Source organism: Arthrobacter sp. ERGS1:01 (assembly GCF_001281315.1).
Lineage (GTDB): Bacteria > Actinomycetota > Actinomycetes > Actinomycetales > Micrococcaceae > Specibacter.
Window position 1 is genome coordinate 551,318 of the sequence record NZ_CP012479.1, and the last position, 19,987, is coordinate 571,304.

Below are 19,987 nucleotides of genomic sequence, written 5' to 3' on the forward strand. Positions count from 1 at the left end.
GCGCCAGAGAGTGTTCTGCGCAAAACCCGCCACGGGTTTTGCGCAGAACACTGCACAGCAAATCGCCGAGGGGTCCCGACAAGCTCGACCGCCGGCTCAGCCCAGGAGCGCCGCCTTGAGCGTGTCCAGGCCCACGGAGCCCAGGTTCAGCGCCTGGGTGTGGAAGTCGCGCAGCGAGAAGGCGTCGCCGTCACGTGCTGCGCGGGCGTCGCGGATGTCCTCCCACAGGCGCTGGCCGATCTTGTACGACGGCGCCTGGCCCGGCCAGCCCAGATAACGGTGGAATTCGAAGTCGAGCTGTCCGGCGGAGATGTCCAGGTTCTTGGCCAGGAAGTCGTAGCCGGCCTCCGGCGTCCAGGTCCCGGTGCCCCACTGGCCCGCGATTTGGAGTTCCAGGTGCACACCGATGTCGAACACCACGCGGGCGGCGCGCATGCGCTGGCCGTCGAGCATGCCCATCTTGTCGCCCGGATCGGCCAGGTAGCCCAGCTGGTCCATGAGCCGCTCCGCGTACAGTGCCCAACCTTCGCCGTGCCCGGACACCCAGCAGGCGTTGCGGCGCCAGTCGTTGAGCAGGCCGCTCTTGTAGGTGGCGGTGGCAACCTGCAGGTGGTGGCCCGGGACGCCCTCGTGGTAGACCGTGGTGGTTTCGGCCCAGGTAGTGAACGTGTCCTCGCCCTCCGGTACCGACCACCACATGCGTCCCGGGCGGGAGAAGTCCTCCGACGGCCCGGTGTAGTAGATCCCGCCATCCTGGGTGGGGGCGATCTTGCATTCGAGCGTACGCATGATGTCCGGGATGTCGAAGTGCGTGCCGGCAAGGTCCGCCACGGCCGAATTGGACAGCTCCTGCATCCACGCCGTCAGGGCATCGGTGCCGTGCAGCGTGCGTGCGGGGTCGGCATTGAGCACGGCCTTGGCTTCGGCGATGGACGCACCCGGCTTGATTTGCTGGGCCACGGCCTCCTGTTCGGCAATGATCCGTTCCAGTTCCGCCACGCCCCAGGCGTAAGTCTCCTCAAGGTCGACGGCGGAGCCCAGGAATTCCCGGGACGCCAGGGCGTAGCGTTCCCGCCCGACGGCGTCCTTCGCCGGGGCGGCCGGCAGCAGTTCCGTGCGCAGGAAGTCAACCAGTGATGCGTAGCCGGCGCGGGCCAGTTCCGCATTGGCGGCCAGCGCCTTGGTGAGGTCGGCGGGAAGGGCGGTGCCGGTGTCGTTCGTTGCGGCGGAGGAATCCAGGGCGGCACCGGAGGCCAGCGTGGCGAAGAAACCGTCCGCGGCGGCATGGCGTTCGCACTGGTCGATCACGATGGAAACCTGCCGGCGGGCCGCCACCAGGCCGCGGGCGGCACCGGCACGCAGTGCTTCAATGTAGCCGGCAACGGCGCCCGGGACGTTGGCCAGGCGGCCGGAAATGTGCTCCCAATCGGCCACGGTGGCGGTGGGCATCAGGTCAAAGATGGCCCGGATGCCCTGCGCCGGGGAGGCGATGTTGTTCAGGTCAGCCAGCGGCCAGCCGCTGTCATGGTTTTCCAGGGCCAGGCCCAGGCGTTCGCGCATGGCGTGCAGGGTGACAACGTCGACGTCGTCCACCGGGTCCAGGCCGTCCAGCTCGGCCAGGGCGGCCCGGGCGGCATCAGCCTCGGCGGTCAATCCTGCGGGGGAGTGGTCCTTGTATTCGGTTTCGTGGCCCGGGCGGCCCAGCTCGGTGGCGAAGCCCGGATCCAGTTCCAGCAGCCGTTCGGTGTAGGTGTTGGCTGCGGCATCAATGGCGCTCGTGGCGCGCGTGCGTGGGGCGGAATCAAGTGTCATGGGACGAGCCTAGTACGCGGCGGGCCGGTGCCGTGTTGCCAAACGCCGGGGCCTGCAATACTTAGGATCGTGTCCGCCATGCAGTCGGTCTCGGGAACCTTCAAACGGTCCCTGCGGCTGGATTTTTCCCAGTCGGACCCCGTGGTTGCGGCGCGCAACGCGATCGGGGTCGGCGTGCCGCTGGTCGTGGGCCTGGCCGTGGGCGACCCTGCAATTTCCGTGTTTGGCGCCGTCGGGGCGATGTTCGCCTCCTTTGCCGACAGGCCCGGCAGCTACCGGTTGCGCCTGGCCCGGATGAGCGTGACGTCCCTGGTCGCCGGCTTGGGCGGTGGCCTGTCGGTGCTGTGCGCCCACTCGGTGCCGCTGTCCCTGCTGCTGATCGCGATCTTCTCCTTCACCACCGGCATGGTGCTTTCGCTCGGGATCAACGTGGCGCAGATCGGGATCGCGGGCACGGCGGTGGCCATTGTGCTGAACCGTTTCCCGCAGCCGCCGTCCGGGGCCCTTGGCATCGCGGTGGTTGTCATATCCGCCGGCCTGCTGCAAAGCCTCCTCGCCATTGCGGGATGGCCGCTGCACCGGCACGCCCCGGAAAGGAAGGTGCTGGCCGAGCTTTTTGAGGCCATGGCACGGCGGACCCGATCGGCCCAGCCGGTCCTGACGGCCCCCGGCGCGGGCGTGCTGCTGGACACCGCACACGCCACCATCACCGGATTTGGCCACGGGCACGGGCCCAGCATGCAGTCGTACCGGGGCCTGCTGGACGAGGCCGAGCGGATCCGGCTGGAAATCATCGCCCTGGGCTATTGCGTGGAGCGCTTTGACCGGGTGGAGTGGCCGGAACCCCGCGACGCCGTCAAGAGTCTGCTGGCCGACACGGGGGACATTCTCGATGCCCTGGCGGGGTGCCTGCGCAAGGGCGCGGTGTTCGACCCGGACGTGCTGCGCCCGGGGCGGGAGGCGCTGGCCCGGCTGGAGGAGGTCATGGCCGGGTACCCGGATTCGCCCACGGGTCGGTTTGCCGCCATGCACGCCCGGGCGCTGGCCGGGCAGCTGCGCGCCTGCGGCCGCATGGTGAACCCCGGGGCCGTGGAGGGCCGGGTGGTGGAGGACGACGTCCGGGTCGGCCGGGTGCGGCTTGCCCTCCAGGCACCGCTGCAAACCATCCGGGCCAATCTGCACTGGGATTCGGCGATCGCCCGGCACGCCGTCCGGCTCACGATCCTGGTCACGGTGACGGACGCTCTGGCGCGGCTGCTGCCGGGCAGCGACCGGGGCTATTGGATCTCGCTCATGGTGCTGTTGCTGCTGCGCCCGGACTTTGCCGCCACCCTGCACCGCACCAGCGCCCGCCTGGCCGGGACCATAGTGGGCCTGGCCATCGGCACGGGGGCCACCTTCCTTGCGGCCTCCGGCGGGCACTACGCCCTGGTGGCCCTGGTGGTGCTCTTCGTCTTCGGCGTGCGGCTCTCCGGCGCGCCCAACGCATTCTTCATGGGCATCTGGACGGCGGCCTACCTGGTCGCGTTGCTGGACCTGGCGGGATACCCGGCCACCGCCGTCGCCCTTCCACGACTCCTGGACACCCTGCTGGCCGGGGTGCTGGCGGTGGCCGCGACGGTGGTGTGGCCCGCGTGGGAGCGCAGTTACCTGCCGGCCCGGATCGCCGGACTCCTGGCCTCTTACCGCGCGTACCTGGTCACCGTGGCGGATCCCGAGTCCGGCACAGCCGACTTCGACCGCGCCCGCAGCGCCGCACGGCTGGCGCGTTCCAACGCGCAGGCGTCCTTGCAACGCACGCAGGCCGAACCGGTGGCAGGGGAGCAAACCCTCGATGTGGGCGAGGGCGTCCTGGTACAGAGCCACCTGCTGGTCCAGGCCGCCATGGTGGTGGATGCAGCACGGCTGTCCATGCACGTTGACGGCCAGCCCGTGGAGGGCTTGTTAGCGAAGCTGGCACCCTTCGTGGATGACTACTCGGCCACCCTCACGGCCTGCGAGGCCGCCGTGCTCGCCGGGGCCGCGCCGCGCGGCGCCGTCAACATGCGCGATTCATATGCGCGCCTCAAGGAAGCCCTGGATGCGGCGCAGCCCGGTCCCGGGACGGTGCGGCCGGCAGTGTTGGAAGCCGCCGACAGGATCGCCAACGCGCTCGACACCATGGTGCACCTGCTGCGCGAACAGACCAAGGCGGCCGCCACGCGGGCCTGAGCCTTCCGGATCAGGCCCGTGCGGTTAGCGTCCGGAACGCCGCCAGGCGCCGGGCCCGGGCTTCGGGGCAAGGTTCAGTTGCGCACGGCGGGCCCAGTGTCGGGAGGTGGGCCGTTGCGGTTCCTCCTCCGGCACGCCTCCGAGCGAAAGCACGACGGCGGTCACGGCCGCCAGTTCCTCGGCGCTCGGATTGCCCTTGGTCACGGTCAGCAAGGGCTCGGTGATCGAGCTTGCCGAGACCGGGGAGTCAGCCTGCGGCTTTTTTTCGGCCGTCACAGCGGGATGTTCCCATGCTTCTTGGCGGGCAGGCTGGCACGCTTGTCGCGCAGCGCACGCAGGCCCTTGATGAGCTGGATCCGGGTGTCGGAGGGGGCAATCACGGCGTCAACGTAGCCAAGCTCGGCGGCCTGGTACGGGTTGAGCAGCTCTTCCTCGTAGTCGCGGACGATCTCGGCGCGGCGGGCCTCGACGTCGCCGCCGTCGGCCTCCACTGCGGCAAGGTCGCGGCGGTAGAGGATGTTGACGGCGCCCTGGGCGCCCATGACGCCGATCTGGGCGGTGGGCCAGGCCAGGTTCAGGTCGGCGCCGAGCTTCTTGGAGCCCATGACGATGTACGCTCCGCCATACGCCTTGCGGGTGATGACGGTCAGCTTCGGCACGGTGGCCTCGGCGTAGGCGTAGAGCAGCTTGGCGCCGCGGCGGATGATGCCCTGGAATTCCTGGTCCTTGCCGGGCAGGAAGCCGGGGACGTCCACGAGGGTGATGATGGGGACGTTGAATGCGTCGCAGTGGCGCACGAACCGGGCGGCCTTCTCGGACGCGGCAATGTCAAGGGTGCCGGCGAACTGCATGGGCTGGTTGGCCACGATGCCCACGGTGTGGCCCTCGATGCGGCCGTAGCCGATCATCACGTTGGGCGCGTAGAGGGCCTGCATCTCCAGGAAGTGGCCGTCGTCGATGATCTGCTCGATGACGCGGCGCATGTCGTAGGGGTGGTTGGCGGAATCCGGGATGAGCGCGTCCAGGGCGAGGTCGGCGTCGTCGAGCTCCAGCTCCTGGTCGAGCTCGGTGACGGGGGCCTCGGCCAGGTTGTTCGACGGCAGGAAGTCCAGGAGTTCGCGCACGAACTCGATCGCGTCGGCCTCATCCGTGGCCAAGTACGTGGACGTCCCGGTGGTGGTGTTGTGCTGGCGGGCGCCGCCCAGGGTTTCCATGTCCACGTCCTCGCCCGTGACGGTCTTGATGACGTCGGGGCCGGTGATGAACATGTGGGAGGTCTTGTCCACCATGACCACATAGTCGGTCAGGGCGGGGGAGTAGGCGGCGCCGCCGGCGCACGGGCCCATGATGAGGGAGATCTGCGGGACCACGCCGGAGGCATGGACGTTGTTGCGGAAGATGTCCGCGAACATGGCCAGCGAGGCCACGCCTTCCTGGATGCGGGCGCCGCCGCCGTCGTTGATGCCCACCACGGGGCAGCCGTTGCGCAGCGCGAATTCCTGGACCTTGACGATCTTCTCGCCGTTGACCTGGCTCAGCGAACCGCCGTAGACGCTGAAGTCCTGGCTGTAGAGGGCCACGAGGCGGCCGTCCACGGTGCCGTAACCGGAGACGACGCCGTCACCGAGCGGCTTCTTCTTCTCCATGCCGAAGGCGTGCGAGCGGTGCACGGCCAGGGCGTCGAACTCCACGAAGGAATCCGGGTCAACCAGCATTTCAATGCGTTCGCGAGCCGTGTTCTTGCCCTTTGCGTGCTGCTTCTCGACGGCGGCCTCACCCGAGGGAACTGCCGCCTGGGTCAAACGGTCACGGAAATCGGCAATTTTGCCTGCAGTTGTCGAAAGGTCGTGGCTCATCAGTACTCCGGCTCGGTAGGTGGCAGCTTGCATTGCCTTAAGTAGGAACTGCACAAAAGGGCAAACACTACTGACAGTCTAATAACCGATTTGGCCCATGACTGTGTAGAAACCCTACAAAGTCGGCGAGTCACAATCGCAGTTCCTCCACCGCGGTGCGGCCCGTCCGGCTATTTGGCTGCCACCGTGCCGCCATGTCGGTGGCGCCCGATAGGATTGATGGCATGAGCCGCACACTTCCCGCACTGGATACGCGGGCCCTCGAAGGGGCCCTGACGCACCCTCGCGGGCAGTTCCGGCGCGTGTCCGTGGTGGACGAAACCGGCTCCACCAATACCGACCTGGCCACGAGTGCCGCCGCCGATTCGGCCGGCTGGCCCGATCTGAGTGTTTTGGTGGCCAATTCCCAGATCGCCGGCAAGGGCAGGCTTGACCGGGTGTGGGAGGTTCCCGCCGGCACCTCGATGATTTCGTCCGTGTTGTTGCGCCCCACCGACCCTTCCGTGCACCCGGGCGCCCCCGCCTTTGCGCCCACCGGCTACGGCTGGCTGTCCGTGCTGGCCGGCATTGCCCTGTGCCAGGCTGTCCGCGCCGAAACAGGCGCCCCCGCGCTGCTGAAATGGCCCAACGACGTGCTCCTGAACGGCCGCAAGCTGGCCGGCATCCTGGCCCAGCTGGTTGCTCCGCCGCCGGCCGGCGTCACTTCCGGCGTGTCTGCGGGCGGTGTCCGAGGTGCGGCCGACGGCGCGGGGCCGGGTCCCGCCGTCGTCGTCGGGGCCGGGGTGAACATCAGCCAGCAACGTGAGCAACTGCCCGTGGACCGGGCCACCTCGCTGGAGCTGGAGATTGATTCGGCAGTGGACAGGAACGAGCTGCTGCCGGCCTACCTGAACCGCTTTGCCGGCCTGTACCGGGACTTTGTGGCGGTGGGTGGTGATGCCCTGCGCCCGCTCAGCGGCGGCGAGTCCGTCCACGCCCTGGCTTCCGGGCTCATGCTCACCCTGGGAACGCAGGTGCGCGCCGAACTTCCCGGCGGCCAAATGCTCCATGGTACCGCCGTGCGGCTGGGCCCGGGCGGAGAGCTGGAAATCCGGGACGGTGACGGTGCCATGCACACGGTCAGTGCCGGCGACGTGGTGCATTTGCGCCGGACGGGTTCCGACGGTGTGGGTTATGCGTAAGTGGCTGGCCGACGGCGAACAGGTGCTGGTGCAGGTCCGTCCGCACGCGCGAATCCTGGTGGTTCCGGTGGCTGTGGGACTCCTGCTGGTCATGGGGACGTCGGCGGCGCTGGCAAAATTGCAGCCCGCTGAGTACTCCCAGTGGGCACCGGACGCCCTGGAGCTTCGCGAACCCGCAATCGTGCTGCTGCTGACGGCGGTGCTGTTGGTGGAGATTGCGTACCCGCTGCGGCGGGTGGTCCGTTGGGCCAACACGCGGTATATCCTCACCAGCGAGCGGGTGGTGATCCGCCGGGGCAACCTGCGCCGCCGCCAGGAGGACTGCGTCCTGGCACGGGTGCAAAGCGTTGACATGCACCAAAAACTGCGGCAACGCATGGTCGGTGCCGGCGAACTGGACTTCCACATGACCAGCGGCGGGGTGCGGACCGTGCACGATGTGCCGCATATCCAGGCGTTTCGCAACGAGACCCACGCGGCATGGATGAAATTGTTTCGAGCGTCTTTCCAGCAAGCACCCGGCTCCGGGTACTACGCTGAGGACGTTGGCGCTGATGAGGATGAATTGATTGGAAAGGAACTGCGGAAGCTTGGAAGAGACCATTGATTCACCCGAGCCGCTGCTCCAACCCGCCTCGCGGAGCCAGACAAAAGCATTGGAAACACAGCTGTTGGGCGGCGAACGCACGCTCAAACGCCGTGATGTAGCCGCCGGAGCCGGTGTTTCCCTGCTGTCTGCACGCAAAATTTGGCGCGCCATGGGGTTCCCCAACCTGGGGGACGACGACGTCGCCTTCACCCAGCGCGACCAGGAGGCCCTCAACATTGTGGTCACCATGGTCCGGGAAGGGCTGCTGACGGAGGAGACCGCCATCTCCGTCACCCGCTCGATCGGGCAAATGACCGACCGCATGGCCGTCTGGCAGATCGAGGCGCTCGTTGAGGACCTTGTGGCCGAACACGGCGTCAGCGATGCCGAGGCGCGCCGGGCCGTGGTGTCCGAGCTGCCCAACCTCATTGCCCCACTGGAGGAATTGCTGGTCTACTCTTACCGGCGCCAACTCAACGCCGGCATCCAGCGACTGGCTGTTCGCGCCCAGGAAGGGCTCGCCTCCAGCGAACTGGGCCGTGACGGCGACGAGGACGACACCCCGTTGCCGCTGGCACGCGCCGTGGGCTTTGCCGATCTGGTCAGCTACACCTCCCTGTCGCGGCGCATGAACGAAAAAACGTTGGCCAAGCTGGTGCAGCGCTTTGAAAACATCTGCGCCGAGATCATCAGCGTTGGCGGCGGCCGCCTCGTCAAGACCATTGGCGACGAAGTGCTGTTCAACTGTGAAACGCCCGTTGCCGGCGCCCAGATTTCGCTGGCCCTGGCCGAGGCCATGGAGGCCGACGACTTCCTGCCCGAGGCCCGCGTGGCCATGGTGTGGGGTCGTGTGCTGTCCCGCCTCGGCGATATCTACGGGCCCACCGTGAACCTCGCGGCACGCCTGACGTCGCTGGCCGAACCCGGCACCGTGTTGATCGACTCCGTCACCGCGGCCGCCCTGGCCGACGACGACCGGTTCATCCTCACGGAACTGCCGATGGAGCATGTGCGCGGCTTTGGCGAAATTTCCCCTGTGCTGCTCCAGCGCGGTCGCGGCAAGGGCCTCGTCGTCGACTGACAGCTACCTCCCGGATCTCGACAAGCTCGATCACCGATGGTCGAGCCTGTCGAGACCAGAGCGGCAGTCTCGGATCCCGACAGGGTCGATCACCCGACGTCAGGCCTTGGCCAGGCCGTGGTGGTAGGTGTTGCGGCGTTCCCGGCGCAACGGGTCGAGGCTGAACTGCGGGGTGAATAGTGGGACGCCCTGGTCCAGCCTCACCGTCCATGCACCTTGGTGGACGAGGTGGTGGTGCAGGCAGCAAAGTAGTGCGCCGTTGCTGATATTGGTTTCCCCGCCGTCCTTCCACGGGATGATGTGGTGCGCCTCGGTCCAATAGGCGGGCGCCGTGCAGTCGGGGAAGGTGCAGCCCATGTCGCGGGCGATGAGGATCTTCCGTTGCGCCGCGGTGAAGAGCCGTTGGGTGCGCCCGACGTTGAGGATGTCGCTGCCGTCGCCCAAAATAATCCGGGTCACGTCGGCGTCGCACAGCGCCTCCTCGAATGCGGCCAACTGTTGGGGCCCGCAGTAGGGGGCCAGGGCGATGCCCAAACTCTCGCCGGCGGCGTTCTTCCGATCGAGCTCGGCCTGCGTGGTGCTGATGAACAGCTGGGCCTTGGCTCCGCCATTCATGGGGAGCTTGCCGGTGCGCGCAGCCAGCCCAAGGCAGTCGATGAGCCCGTCCAACAACTTTTGGCCGTGGGTTCGGCGGTCCTGCACTGCAGGGTCAGTGGAGCGTGGATCGATGGGGTCCAGTCCGGGCAGGTCTTCGCCACTTCCGGGTTCGGGCACCGGGATGCCGTTGACCAGGTGCGGCCAGGGCGGCGGCTGATCGGGTGTGGAGTCGACTGCCGGTTCGTGGGGTCCGGAATCGCTTCCCGGGTCCTCCGGTTCGCATTCACCCCTTGGCTCCTCCGGGATTCTTCGCGCCCATTCGGGAATCGGGCCTTGGGGCGGTGGCCACTGCGACTCCGCTGCCGCCCGGCCCGCCGCTTCCGGCCCCGCCGAGAAGATCCCGGCGCCTGCAAGGCGGACGAAGTCGGTGATATCCATTTGTCCGGGCATCGCTGCGTCACCGGGCATGGCAGTGCGGTGGTTCCTGGCGTCGCCGGGCAGGAGGGCGTCCTCTGGCACACCCGTACCGCCGGAATCACAGTCTGTAGCGCAGTCGGGATCGGCGTCGGGGGTGATGTCCTTGAAGTCGGTGTGGTTGGCCGGATTGGTGGACGAGCCGATGAATGCCATGGTGGTTTCGTATTGTGCAACGGTCATGTGGCCGTCAAAGTGAACCATTCCGCGGCGCGCGTGATGGAAGAAGATTCCCTGCTTGGCCAGGAGTTCACCTTCGGTGGGCCGCTGACCGTCGGGGTCCAGCAGGTTCACGGCCCGCAGTCCAACTCGCCGCAGGAAGTCCGGCGGCTCGTTTGTGGCGTAGACGGTGAGGGTTTCCTCCAATTCCCGGACCTTGTCCTCGGGGATGCGCCCGGCATCCGCAAGGTGGGAGGCTTCGTCCGTAAAGGCGGAAATGATCAGTGCCTGTTCGCTGGACACGTCCCCGGCAAAGAACGCCGCCCCCAATGCCGGCTGGGCGGGCGGCGTGGTGACGGCGGTGAGAAAGTTGGTCGAGGGCAGGAAATGTTCGGCCAGGCGAAGCCGGCGATTGGCCTCGGCCTTGCTGAGGTTGAGCGACACAGTCAGCAATTCCGCCGGATTCTTGACGCCGGCCTGCTCAAACCGCCCGGCTAGGGCGCGGTCCGCGAGTTCGCCGGCTGCCTGGACTTGCATCCCCACAAGGAAACGGCCCAAATGTTCGAGGTTTTGGGCCCAGTCGACCACCGACGCATCGCTGAGGGAGCCGAGATCAAGCCCAAAAGGGGTACCCAGTGTCGAATACTGGCAATCGGCCTCGTCGGAGCCGGGCGTATGAGCGGGCGTTGGAACAGCGGCCCGGGACAGCGCGGCGGCGAGGGCCAACACCTGGTGAACATGGCCACCAAGGTCCCTTTTGCCGTCCGTGGAGCCGGGATGTCCCGGCGTCCTTGCCGTTGCTTCCATGTACTCAATTTTACTCCGATTCGACCGAATTTTCGAGTAAGAATCGAAACTGTGGATAACTATTAGAACTAATCTCGAAGATGTGGAGGAATCAATGAACATGCACCCGGCGATACCCTTGATACCGTCACCACGGCACGGTTTGGCCGTCCACCAGCCGTCCATCCCCGAACGGAGCGCCATGATTGAGCTGCTGATCATCAACGACTGTCCCAACTCGGCGCCCGCAAAGGACTTGTTCCTCCGCGCCCTGGCCCTGGAAGGTTTGGACCCCCGGAGCCTGGCCGTCAAGGTCATCGAGAACGACGACGACGCTGCCGCCGCCGACTTCCACGGCTCGCCCAGCTTCGTGATGGACGGGCAGGACCTCTTTCCGGCAACCGGCGAACCGGCAGTGTCCTGCCGGGTCTACGCCACCGAAACCGGCCTTGCCGGTTTGCCGGAGCTCGACGTCCTGCGCAGGGCAATCCGCGCAGCCTGACCGTGCCCTTTCGCCAAAGCTGGTTGTCCCACGCAATCAGGTACACCTAGACGGTTGCCTCTCATTGGAACGGGTCGCCTCCCATATGCTGAGTCGCAAATGAGATCTTGTCGTAGCCTGAACGCATGCTGCCCGAAATGCTTGACTACATGTCTACCCGGGAATTGTCCATGTCCATCTGGACGTTGATCCTTCTCCTCGTCTTGCTTCTGTGGCCCGCAACGAGGGCATCCATCAAGGACGCAGTTCGGTCCATGTTGCATTGGAAAGTCTCTCTCTCGTTCGCCCTCTACACGACGTATCTGGCCAGCGCGGTGTGGCTTATGTGGTCTCTTCACCTTTGGGATCAAGAGCTGCTTGGAGGGACTGTCATTTGGCTACTAGGCAGTGGGTTCATCTTGCTTGGGAACGCCGTTACCGAGGCTCCGAAGCAACACCACTTTTTCAAGGGGGCCGTCCTCGACTCGCTCAGAGTCGTAGCCGTCGTTGAATTCGCCGTCGCAGCTCGACCATTCGCTATTGGCACTGAACTTTGGCTGGTTCCAGCATTGGCCGTGCTCACAGTCTTCTGGGCGGTGTCAACGACTGCTGATAATGCGTCCGGCGGATCGAAGTTTTGGGTAGTAATCGCGGCCATGGTGGGCCTAACTCTTATCGTGTTAAGCGTTAGGGACCTGATACTCCATCCGGCCAACGATGTATTCGACGACGTAAGGGCATTCTTTCTTCCCATTCTCTTGGGCCTTGCCGCGATACCAGCGGCATTTATTGCCGCCGTCATTGGGGCCTACGAACTCTTCGCCACAAGGCTAAGTCGGTATCCAACTGGACATTCCCTACCACCAAAGGTGGTACTGGGCCTGGTCGCATCCTTGAACTGGGATCTATTCGCTATTGATCGATTCCCAGGGCAATGCGGATACGCTGCTGCGCGATTGGGGACCTTTGCTGACGCGCGGTCGCTGGTGGCGCAATACCGTAATGACGAGCGCGCTCGCGAAGATCGACGTGCCGCAGCGAAAAGAAGACTGGAAGAGTTGGCTGACGTTCAAGGCACAGATGAATCCGGAAGGCAGTTGGACCGCCGAGAGTTCGAAGAAACGAAGCGGGCCCTCGAGTGGTTGCAAATCTGCTTGACGAGTCGTCATCACAACACCGGCAGATTTCAAGCGGACATTCTTGAAGTGATGGGTAGCTTCCAAACCCAGGGGCTCCCAGATCCGCATGGGATTTGTGTGCGCGTTCGAAAGGACGGACAAGCTTGGTTCGGATATCGAGAAACACCATCCGGATACTACTTTGGTATCGGCGCGAACGGCGCCGGCCCAAGTCAGTGGGTCTACAGTATGGAAGTCCCTCCGGCGGGCTACCCTAGTTCAAGATCCCAGGGTTGGACGAACTCGCTTGTTGCAGATACCCCACTGGAATGGCTCCCGGAAACGATGGACTAGACCAATGAGATCGCCTCGATCCAAATCGCAAGCTAAAGGGAAGCCCCCCAGCTCCGAGATCATCGCAAGGCATGGAACGTCGCAGCCCATTGAAAACGCATACACAAGACTATCCTCGAATCTCGGCGGTTGTATCTGGCCTTCTGAACCGACCAGGTGAAACGGCAAGACGTAGATAGGACGGGTGGATTCGCGCCAATGGCTGCGCAATATGTATAGCGTGTTACGAATGCCCGGAAACCCCGGCATAATCAGTCTGCATCACGAGCCATCTTCACCAGCCAAAATCACCAGTCGATCAACGTGAAATCGGCCAGGAGCCTGGCCCCACGCCCCGGATTGACGCTGGCAACCCAGGCAATCCGGCCCCGGAGCTGCGCGCGGAAGTCCGGGTGCCCATCCCGGTTTTGACCGTCGGGTCCGTGGACCACGCAGTTGTGCAGCACCGCCTTGAGCCGGTCGAAGTCCCGCCGCGAAACATTCGTGTGCCGGTTCACCACGACGCCCGTCACGGACTGGCGTACGCCGGCCTTGTGGACCCGCGTCTTTGTCGCGTTCAAGGTGTGGCCCTCGTCGGCAACAATCCGCGCCGCGCCCTTGAGGAACGCATCGGCGCGGCGGGCCAGGACAGGACCACCGCTGAAGGCGAGGTCGTCGGCGTAACGGGTGTAGACGGCATCGAACCCGCCGGCCCAGCCCTGCAACCTCGAATCAAGCCGTCGCAGCGTCAGGTTGGCCAGCGCAGGGGAGGTGGGTGCACCCTGTGGAAGATGGGCCTTGCGCAGCGCCTGGCGCAAGGCAAAACGATCCTCCGCGCTGCCGCCGGGCGGCATCTCGGCGATGACGCCCACGGGAACGGCGTGCGTGCACAAGCCCGTCAGCCGGTGCGCCACACTTTCCGGGTAGCCGGCCGCCCGCAACACCCCGTACACCTTGCCCGGGGTGACGTGCGCAAAGAATGCCGCCAGGTCAAGGTTGATGACCACGTCCCGTCCCGTGTGCCGGGCCGCACCGCTCACGGCGCTGCGGCCGGGCACAAATCCGTGGGCTGAAGCGTGCAGGGGTATTCCCGCCAGCAACTCACGCAGCACGGTGCGCTGGACGGCCCGCAGCCGGGGGTGCGGGATCTCCAGCAGCCGCGGCACCCGTCCCTGCCGGGTCCGCCACTGGTAGCGGTAGTGCTGCAGCCGGGGATTTCCGGTGGTCCGGTTCCAATGTTTGGGATCGGCAAACCATTCCAGCCGGCCGGCGTCCACGCCCAGGATCGCGGCCAATTCCGCCAGGGTGTCCAGCCGCGGGACCCCGGCAGGCACCCCGGCAGCCTCGCCCATTCCGGCCGGAGGCACGGCATACCGGGCGATCCTGATCGGCTTGCACTGCAGATCGGCCTTCGCCACCGCCTCGGCGAATGGAGCGCTGCCAAGCACGACGGCGGTCAGCTCACGCGGGGCGTCCGCCGGGGGACGGCGGTAGCTGGCCAGGACGTGGCCGGCCAGCGGACCCAGCCACCGGCGTCGAGCACCCAGGACGGTGGCGCCGGCCTCGACAAGGTCCGGCTTGGACCAGCTTTCGGCGGCGAGGAAGGCATGGGCCAGGGCCGTTGCAACGGTTTTGGGGGAGGGGCGCGGGGTGCGGCCCAGCACGGCCGACGCCGGAGTGGGGCCAGGTGTGGAGTCAGCCAGGGGGCCAGGCCGTGTGGAGTCGGGAGTGTGTTTCATGGGGTGCGGCGGCTTCCGGATGACCCGTCAGTCTGTGCGGCCGCCCTGCTGCGCGGAGCGCTGCGAGGCGGCTGCGGTGCTTGCAGGAGGTCGTTCTTCGTCCCCCGGGGTATCCCCGGAGAGGGCAGGGCACGCAAATGCCCACCCACCTCATCCGGAATCCGTCGCATGCTGCCAGCGTAGCGGACGGGGGTGGCCGGTGGTCCATAGGAAACGCCAAGGTGGGCGGCGTACTGTGGATGTCTAATAGTGCCCGGCCTGCCGGACCGGTGCGCACAATGGTATTCAAGGCAGGTGGCATGGATGGCGGATAACCGCCAAGGACAGCTCGGATCGACAACGCGGGACCGCCGGGGATCGCGGCGTCGAACGGCGGCGTTGGCGGCGGGCCTGCTGGCCATGGCCGCCGCGCTGCTGCTGGCGCTGTCCGGCTGCCAGGGAGTAGCCGCGGCACAGCCCCCCGCTTTGGCGAAGGCGCCCGCGGCCCCGCACAAGGTGGTGGTGATCGGCGATTCCCTCAGCACCGGATTCGGCACCACGGCCCAGGACGCCTGGCCCAACCTGATCAACACGGACCCCGTCGACATCGACGACCAGTTGCAACTCTTCAACGCCTCCACCAACGGCAGCGGCTACGTCTCAATCGGCACCGGCAATTCCACCTTTGGATCGCAGGTGAAGGACGCCGTCACTTCCGACACCCAGCTGGTGTTGTTCTTCGGTTCGGAAAACGACATGGGCCAGGCGCCCGCCGCGATTGGCGCGGCCGCGTCCGCCGCCTTTGCCGAGGCCAAGGCCAAATCCCCGCAGGCCGTCATGCTGGTGGTGGGGCCGCCGTCGTACACGGACCAGCCGGAATCGGACCGCCTGGCCGTCCGTGACGAAGTGCAGGACGCGGCCGTGGCCGTGGGTGCCATGTTTGTGGATCCCATTGCGCAGGGCTGGATCATGGGGCACGTCGATGACCTGATCGGTCCCGACGGCGACCATCCCTCCGTGGCCGGCCAGCACTACATCAAGGCGCAGATGGAGAAACTCATCAAGGAGGCCCTCAGCCAGCCGGCCGTGCTGCCCGCCGTCACGAAGGCTCCCACGGCTCCCGCAACGGCCCCCGCCGTGGTGAAATAATCCATGGCCACCCAACGAACCGACGCCGGAGCCGAGCCGGTCCCTTCACGGCACAATATTGCCGTGGCCGGCCATGTGCGGACGTTTTTCGTGGTCGACGGCGGCCCGGCGGCTCCGGCGCCGTCGGCGGTGTTGATCTTTTTGCATGGTTCACACCAATCCGGCCGGTCGCTGCGCACGTTCACGGGCGGCAGTTTTGACGCCATGGCGTCCGGCGGGCACGTCGCCGTCGTCTATCCGGACGGCCTGCGGCGACGCTGGAACCATGCCGGCTCGGGCGTGCGCGTGGTGGACGACGTCGCCTTCATGGTGGCGCTCTCGGACCATTTCCGGGCGCTGCACGGGCCCATTCCCATTGTCATCGCCGGGTACTCCAACGGCGGCCAGCTGGTGATCCGGCTGATCCACGAGGTTCCCGAGATGTTCGACGGCGCAGCGATCCTCAGTGCCACGCTGCCCCTTCCCGGGGGCCTCGATTTTGCGGACCGGCACCAGCCGTTTCCCGTGCTGCTCATGCACGGCACCCGTGACACGGTGGTGCCGTATCGCGGCGAAACCCAGTGGTGGGGCCTGCTGGGTGGTCCGCGCGGCCCGTCTGCGCCGGAAACCGCGCAGTACTTCGCGGAGCGCAACGGCATCACGGTGGCGCCCGTGCACGATGCGCTGCCGCACCGCCGGGGCGGCAGGTGGACCCGGGTGGAGCGCACCCGTTACGACCAGGACGGGCATCCGCCGGTCCTGCTGTACACCGTGCACGGCGGCGGACACGTGGTGCCGCACCCCGCCACCCGCCCTTTGACGGTGTTGGGCAGGAACACCCGGGACATCAGCGCCGCGGACGCCGTGGCGGAGTTCTTCCCCGTACTGCGCCCCTGAACTGCGGCGCTGCCTCACCGATCCCGGTCGCTTCATAATCCCGCACTCCCGGATTAGGATCAGCCCATTGGGCCAAAACTTGAGGGGGCACTTGCCGTGTTTGAGAACCTGAGGAGGATCGTTGGCGACCTCGTGGAAAACGCCGCGCACGCCACCCTGCCGGGCTTGGGCACGGTGCCGTTCGAGGCCGCCGGCCGCCCATTCGACACCATCCCGCTGCAGGTCATCAGTGACTACACCGGCTTGGAAGTGGCGAAGGTGGAACCCCTGCACCGTTTTGCTGCGGGTCCGGCCACCGGCCCGGCTGCCGGACTGGCCAACGGGATGGCCAATAAGATGGCGGCATTGTTCGCGGAGGGCCAGGAACGGCTTGCCGCCGCTGCCCGGGAGGACAACGCCGATCCAGAACTTGCCGAAAGGGCGGCCCGCGGTGCGCAATTGCGGCCGGTCGTGGACGCGGCCATGGCCGAAACCCTGCCCGGCTCCTGGGCCATTACGCTCGCTAACGGCAAGCAGGCCACGGTGCGGATCTTTCCCTTGGGGGATTCCGAGGCGGGGTTTGAGACGCTGAAATCCAAGGAAAAGTTCCAGCGCACCCAAAGAGGGGCCCGTCAGGAGCACGACAACGTGTTTGACCAGCACGTCCGCCAACTCATGGCGGCTCCCTACAAGAGCTACTACGACTTCACGCGGCTGTGTGCGCGCGGACTTTCCCATGACGCCGTCGCCACGGGACGCTTCGGCAAGGCCCACGACAACGAATCCCTGGCGGCTCTGGCAGCCCTCGCACTGTGCTCGCTGGAGGGCAACCCGCCAACCACCGCCATCAGCTGACGGTGAGGGCCGCCCCGACCACCCCTGCCGTGTTTGCCAAAAGTGCGGGCACCACGGGCGTGCGCAGCGATAGGTGCGGCAGGAACTCGCCGTGCCGGACGGAAATGCCGCCGCCCAGGATCATCAAGTCCGGCGAAAACAGGAACTCCACATGGGCCAGGTACTCCTGGAGCCTTTCGGCGTAGGCGGCCCAGTCCAGCCCGTCCCGTTCACGGGCGACGGCGGATGCCTTCCTTTCCGCCTTTGTCCCGCCCAGCTCCAAGTGCCCCAGCTCAAAGTTGGGCACCAGCTTGCCGTCCGCCACGAGGGCGGATCCGATGCCCGTGCCCAGGGTCAGCACCATGATCACCCCGCCGGTTCCGTGTCCGGCGCCGTGGGCGGCCTCGGCCAGGCCGGCGGCGTCGGCGTCGTTGCTCACCCGCACCGGGCAGCCGAGGCGGTCGCTCAGGAACGCGTTGACGTCGAGCCCCATCCAGTCGGCACTGATGTTGGCGGCGGACAAGGCGACGCCATTGCGGATCACCGACGGAAACGCCACGCCCACGGGCAATCCCGAATCCGCCGGGTCAAGCTCGGGCCGTTCTAGCAGCACCTGCGCCACCACGTCGGACAGGGCATCCGCCACGGCTACAGGTGTGGCCGGCTGCGGGGTGGGGACCTGCCGGACCGGGCCCAGCACCGTGCCGTCGGCCGTGTCCACCACGCCGTACTTGATGGCGGTGCCGCCCACATCGATCCCGAGCCGCAACGACGTGGTGGGGCTGGCGAGCGGCCGGGTGCGCATGGCGGTGATGGTCACTGGTGGAGTCCTCTTCTGTTGAGTGGCAAATAGTTTTGAGGGGACGCACCCCAAAGGGGACACACCCCAGAAGGATGCATCCCCTCAAGAGGCGGCGGGGCTGGTGTTTCCGTAGGCCGCGTAAAGGAGACTGTGAGGCCGCCCGCGGCCGTCAGTCGGATAGCGGCCGAGGAAATGCCGGCACCACCGCCGGGGTGATGTGTCTCCTCAACGTCGGGGCGGGTTGGGAAGACACATCACCGGATTAGACGAGCCAGGCGGTTGCGGCTGCGGGGAGCTTGCCGTCAACGAGCGGCACGCTGCTGAGGGCAACGGTGCCGGCGGGCAGTTCCACGGCGGTTGCGCCGAAGTTGGTCACCACGTTCCAGCCGTCGGGGCGGGCAAAGTGGAGTACGTCCGGGTTGGCGTTCTCCACCCAGTCCAGCTGCTCGGCACCCTGCAGGTGGCGGCGCAGCTCGAGGGCCTTGCGATAAAGGTTCAGCGTGGAATCCGCCGCGGTGTCCTGGACGGAGACGGCGGCGTCGGCGAACCAGGCCGGCTGGGGAAGGTGCGCGGTGGCCTCGCCGAAACCGAAGGACGTGTCCGTGGCGGTCCAGGGCAGGGGCACGCGGCAGCCGTCGCGGCCCACTTCGATGCCCTTGTTGCGGAAGAAGGCCGGGTCCTGGCGGTCGGCGTCGGCAATCTGGGCCACCTCGTGCAGGCCCAGCTCCTCGCCCTGGTACAGGTAGGCGGAGCCCGGCAGGCCCAGCATGAACAAGGTGGCGGCGCGGGCGCGGCGCAGGCCAAGCTCGCGGTCCAGTGCGGATTCGTCGCCGCCGGCCAACAGCCAGGCCTTGCCGTCCTGGGTCTTCCCATCCTCAGCGTTGTCGGCGGCGGCCAGCGCGGGCAGGCCGTAGCGGGTGGCGTGCCGGACGACGTCGTGGTTGGAGAACACCCAGGTTGAGGATGCGCCGGTGGCGTTGGCCTCGGCCAGGTTCTTGGTGACGATGGAGGCGAAGGAGGCGGCCTCGAAGTCGGCCATGAGCAGGTCGAAGTTGAACGCCTGGCCCAGGCTGGTCGGGGAGGCATAGCGGGCGCGGCGGGACTGGTCCACCCAGGCCTCGGCGACGGCGGTGCGCGGCGGCGTGTACTCGTTGAACAGGGCGCGCCATTCGGCGTAGATCTCGTGGACCTGATCGCGGTCCCACAGCGGGTTGGAGCCGTTGTGCAGCTTCTCCAGGCGCTGAAGTCCAGCCTTGTTTGGCAGCGGCTCGGAGAGGTCCTTGGACAGTGCGTGGGCCACGTCGATGCGGAAGCCGTCCACGCCGCGGTCGGACCAGAAGCGCAGGGTCTTCAGGAAATCGTCGCGGATTTCGCGGTTGTCCCAGTTGAAGTCGGGCTGCTCGGAGGCGAACAGGTGCAGGTACCACTGGCCATCGGCGACCTGGGTCCAGGCCGGGCCGCCAAAGATGGAGCCCCAGTCCGACGGCGGGAGCTCGCCGTTCTCGCCCGTGCCGTCGCGGAAGATGTAGCGGGCGCGGGCGGCCGAACCCTTTTCGGCGGCCAGTGCCTCCTGGAACCAGGCGTGCTGATCCGAGGAGTGGTTCGGGACGATGTCGACGATGATCTTCAGGCCGGCAGCGTGCAGGGCGGCGGCCATTTCATCGAAGTCGGCCAGGGTGCCCAGCTTGGGGTCCACGTTGCGGTAGTCGGCGACGTCGTAGCCGCCGTCGGCCAGTTCGGACGGGTAGAACGGGCTCAGCCAGACGGCGTCCAGGCCCAGTTCCCTCAGGTACGGCACCTTGGCCGTGATGCCCTTGATGTCGCCGAGGCCGTCGTTGTTGGCGTCGTTGAAGCTGCGCGGGTAGATCTGGTAGACGGCCGCCTGGCGCCACCAGTTTGCGTCGGTGCCGGCGCCGTCCAGGGTCAGGACTGCGGTGGGGGATTCGGTCAT

Annotated in this window: 16 protein-coding genes; 9 read left to right on the plus strand and 7 right to left on the minus strand. The window is 66.8% G+C overall.

From position 1 onward, the window contains the following. Nucleotides 1-96 precede the first annotated feature (96 nt). Nucleotides 97-1,812, minus strand: a complete 1,716-nt coding sequence (locus tag AL755_RS06430; protein ID WP_054010300.1) for a DUF885 domain-containing protein — start codon at nucleotides 1,810-1,812, stop codon at nucleotides 97-99. A 78-nt stretch (nucleotides 1,813-1,890) separates the two neighbouring features. On the opposite strand from AL755_RS06430, the gene AL755_RS06435 reads away from it, so the two are divergent. Continuing rightward, a complete protein-coding gene (locus AL755_RS06435) occupies nucleotides 1,891-4,023 on the plus strand; it encodes an FUSC family protein (RefSeq protein ID WP_054010301.1) in 2,133 nt (710 codons plus the stop codon). 24 nt (nucleotides 4,024-4,047) lie between these two features. Here the strand turns inward: AL755_RS06435 and AL755_RS06440 are convergent, their stop codons facing one another. Both AL755_RS06440 and AL755_RS06445 read right to left on the minus strand, forming a co-directional pair. Next, a complete protein-coding gene (locus AL755_RS06440; RefSeq protein ID WP_054010302.1) occupies nucleotides 4,048-4,299 on the minus strand; it encodes an acyl-CoA carboxylase subunit epsilon in 252 nt (83 codons plus the stop codon). Beyond that, nucleotides 4,296-5,879, minus strand: coding sequence for an acyl-CoA carboxylase subunit beta (locus tag AL755_RS06445; RefSeq protein WP_054010303.1), 1,584 nt, complete (start codon nucleotides 5,877-5,879; stop codon nucleotides 4,296-4,298). Before AL755_RS06445 ends, AL755_RS06440 begins: the two co-directional genes overlap by 4 nt. Nucleotides 5,880-6,103: 224 nt before the next feature. Here AL755_RS06445 and AL755_RS06450 point away from each other — a divergent pair, with 224 nt between their 5' ends. Genes AL755_RS06450 through AL755_RS06460 form a run of 3 tightly spaced genes read left to right on the plus strand, consistent with a single transcriptional unit; the run spans nucleotide 6,104 to nucleotide 8,730 of the window. Further along, nucleotides 6,104-7,060 carry a biotin--[acetyl-CoA-carboxylase] ligase gene (locus tag AL755_RS06450; protein ID WP_054010304.1) on the plus strand — a complete coding sequence of 319 codons (957 nt, stop codon included), beginning with the start codon at nucleotides 6,104-6,106 and terminating at the stop codon, nucleotides 7,058-7,060. Then, nucleotides 7,053-7,667: a PH domain-containing protein gene (locus AL755_RS06455; RefSeq protein ID WP_054010305.1), complete on the plus strand. Its 615-nt coding sequence runs from the start codon at nucleotides 7,053-7,055 to the stop codon at nucleotides 7,665-7,667. The genes AL755_RS06450 and AL755_RS06455 overlap by 8 nt, the downstream gene beginning before the upstream one ends. Beyond that, on the plus strand, nucleotides 7,651-8,730 hold the full coding sequence (locus tag AL755_RS06460) for an adenylate/guanylate cyclase domain-containing protein (RefSeq protein WP_054010306.1): 1,080 nt from the start codon (nucleotides 7,651-7,653) through the stop codon (nucleotides 8,728-8,730). Before AL755_RS06455 ends, AL755_RS06460 begins: the two co-directional genes overlap by 17 nt. A 99-nt stretch (nucleotides 8,731-8,829) precedes the next feature. Here AL755_RS06460 and AL755_RS06465 read toward each other — a convergent pair whose 3' ends face one another. Further along, nucleotides 8,830-10,767, minus strand: a complete 1,938-nt coding sequence (locus AL755_RS06465) for an HNH endonuclease signature motif containing protein (RefSeq protein WP_054010307.1) — start codon at nucleotides 10,765-10,767, stop codon at nucleotides 8,830-8,832. 94 nt (nucleotides 10,768-10,861) lie between these two features. On the opposite strand from AL755_RS06465, the gene AL755_RS06470 reads away from it, so the two are divergent. Both AL755_RS06470 and AL755_RS06475 read left to right on the plus strand, forming a co-directional pair. Further along, complete coding sequence (locus AL755_RS06470; protein ID WP_237762612.1) at nucleotides 10,862-11,248, plus strand: hypothetical protein; 387 nt, start codon at nucleotides 10,862-10,864, stop codon at nucleotides 11,246-11,248. A 125-nt stretch (nucleotides 11,249-11,373) separates the two neighbouring features. Continuing rightward, on the plus strand, nucleotides 11,374-12,699 hold the full coding sequence (locus AL755_RS06475) for a hypothetical protein (RefSeq protein WP_054010309.1): 1,326 nt from the start codon (nucleotides 11,374-11,376) through the stop codon (nucleotides 12,697-12,699). A gap of 287 nt (nucleotides 12,700-12,986) precedes the next feature. Here the strand turns inward: AL755_RS06475 and AL755_RS06480 are convergent, their stop codons facing one another. Then, on the minus strand, nucleotides 12,987-14,417 hold the full coding sequence (locus AL755_RS06480) for a reverse transcriptase family protein (protein ID WP_082368970.1): 1,431 nt from the start codon (nucleotides 14,415-14,417) through the stop codon (nucleotides 12,987-12,989). 303 nt (nucleotides 14,418-14,720) lie between these two features. On the opposite strand from AL755_RS06480, the gene AL755_RS06485 reads away from it, so the two are divergent. From AL755_RS06485 to AL755_RS06495, 3 genes are all read left to right on the plus strand, one after another. Continuing rightward, on the plus strand, nucleotides 14,721-15,545 hold the full coding sequence (locus AL755_RS06485) for an SGNH/GDSL hydrolase family protein (RefSeq protein WP_082368971.1): 825 nt from the start codon (nucleotides 14,721-14,723) through the stop codon (nucleotides 15,543-15,545). A gap of 3 nt (nucleotides 15,546-15,548) precedes the next feature. Further along, nucleotides 15,549-16,421, plus strand: a complete 873-nt coding sequence (locus tag AL755_RS06490) for an alpha/beta hydrolase family esterase (protein WP_054010311.1) — start codon at nucleotides 15,549-15,551, stop codon at nucleotides 16,419-16,421. A 96-nt stretch (nucleotides 16,422-16,517) separates the two neighbouring features. After that, nucleotides 16,518-17,255, plus strand: coding sequence for a hypothetical protein (locus AL755_RS06495; RefSeq protein ID WP_054010312.1), 738 nt, complete (start codon nucleotides 16,518-16,520; stop codon nucleotides 17,253-17,255). Here AL755_RS06495 and ppgK read toward each other — a convergent pair. Then, entirely contained in the window at nucleotides 17,248-18,039 is a 792-nt protein-coding gene (gene ppgK / locus AL755_RS06500; RefSeq protein WP_054012903.1) for a polyphosphate--glucose phosphotransferase, read from the minus strand. The genes AL755_RS06495 and ppgK overlap by 8 nt on opposite strands. A 259-nt stretch (nucleotides 18,040-18,298) precedes the next feature. After that, nucleotides 18,299-19,987, minus strand: a complete 1,689-nt coding sequence (locus AL755_RS06505; RefSeq protein ID WP_054010313.1) for a glycoside hydrolase family 13 protein — start codon at nucleotides 19,985-19,987, stop codon at nucleotides 18,299-18,301.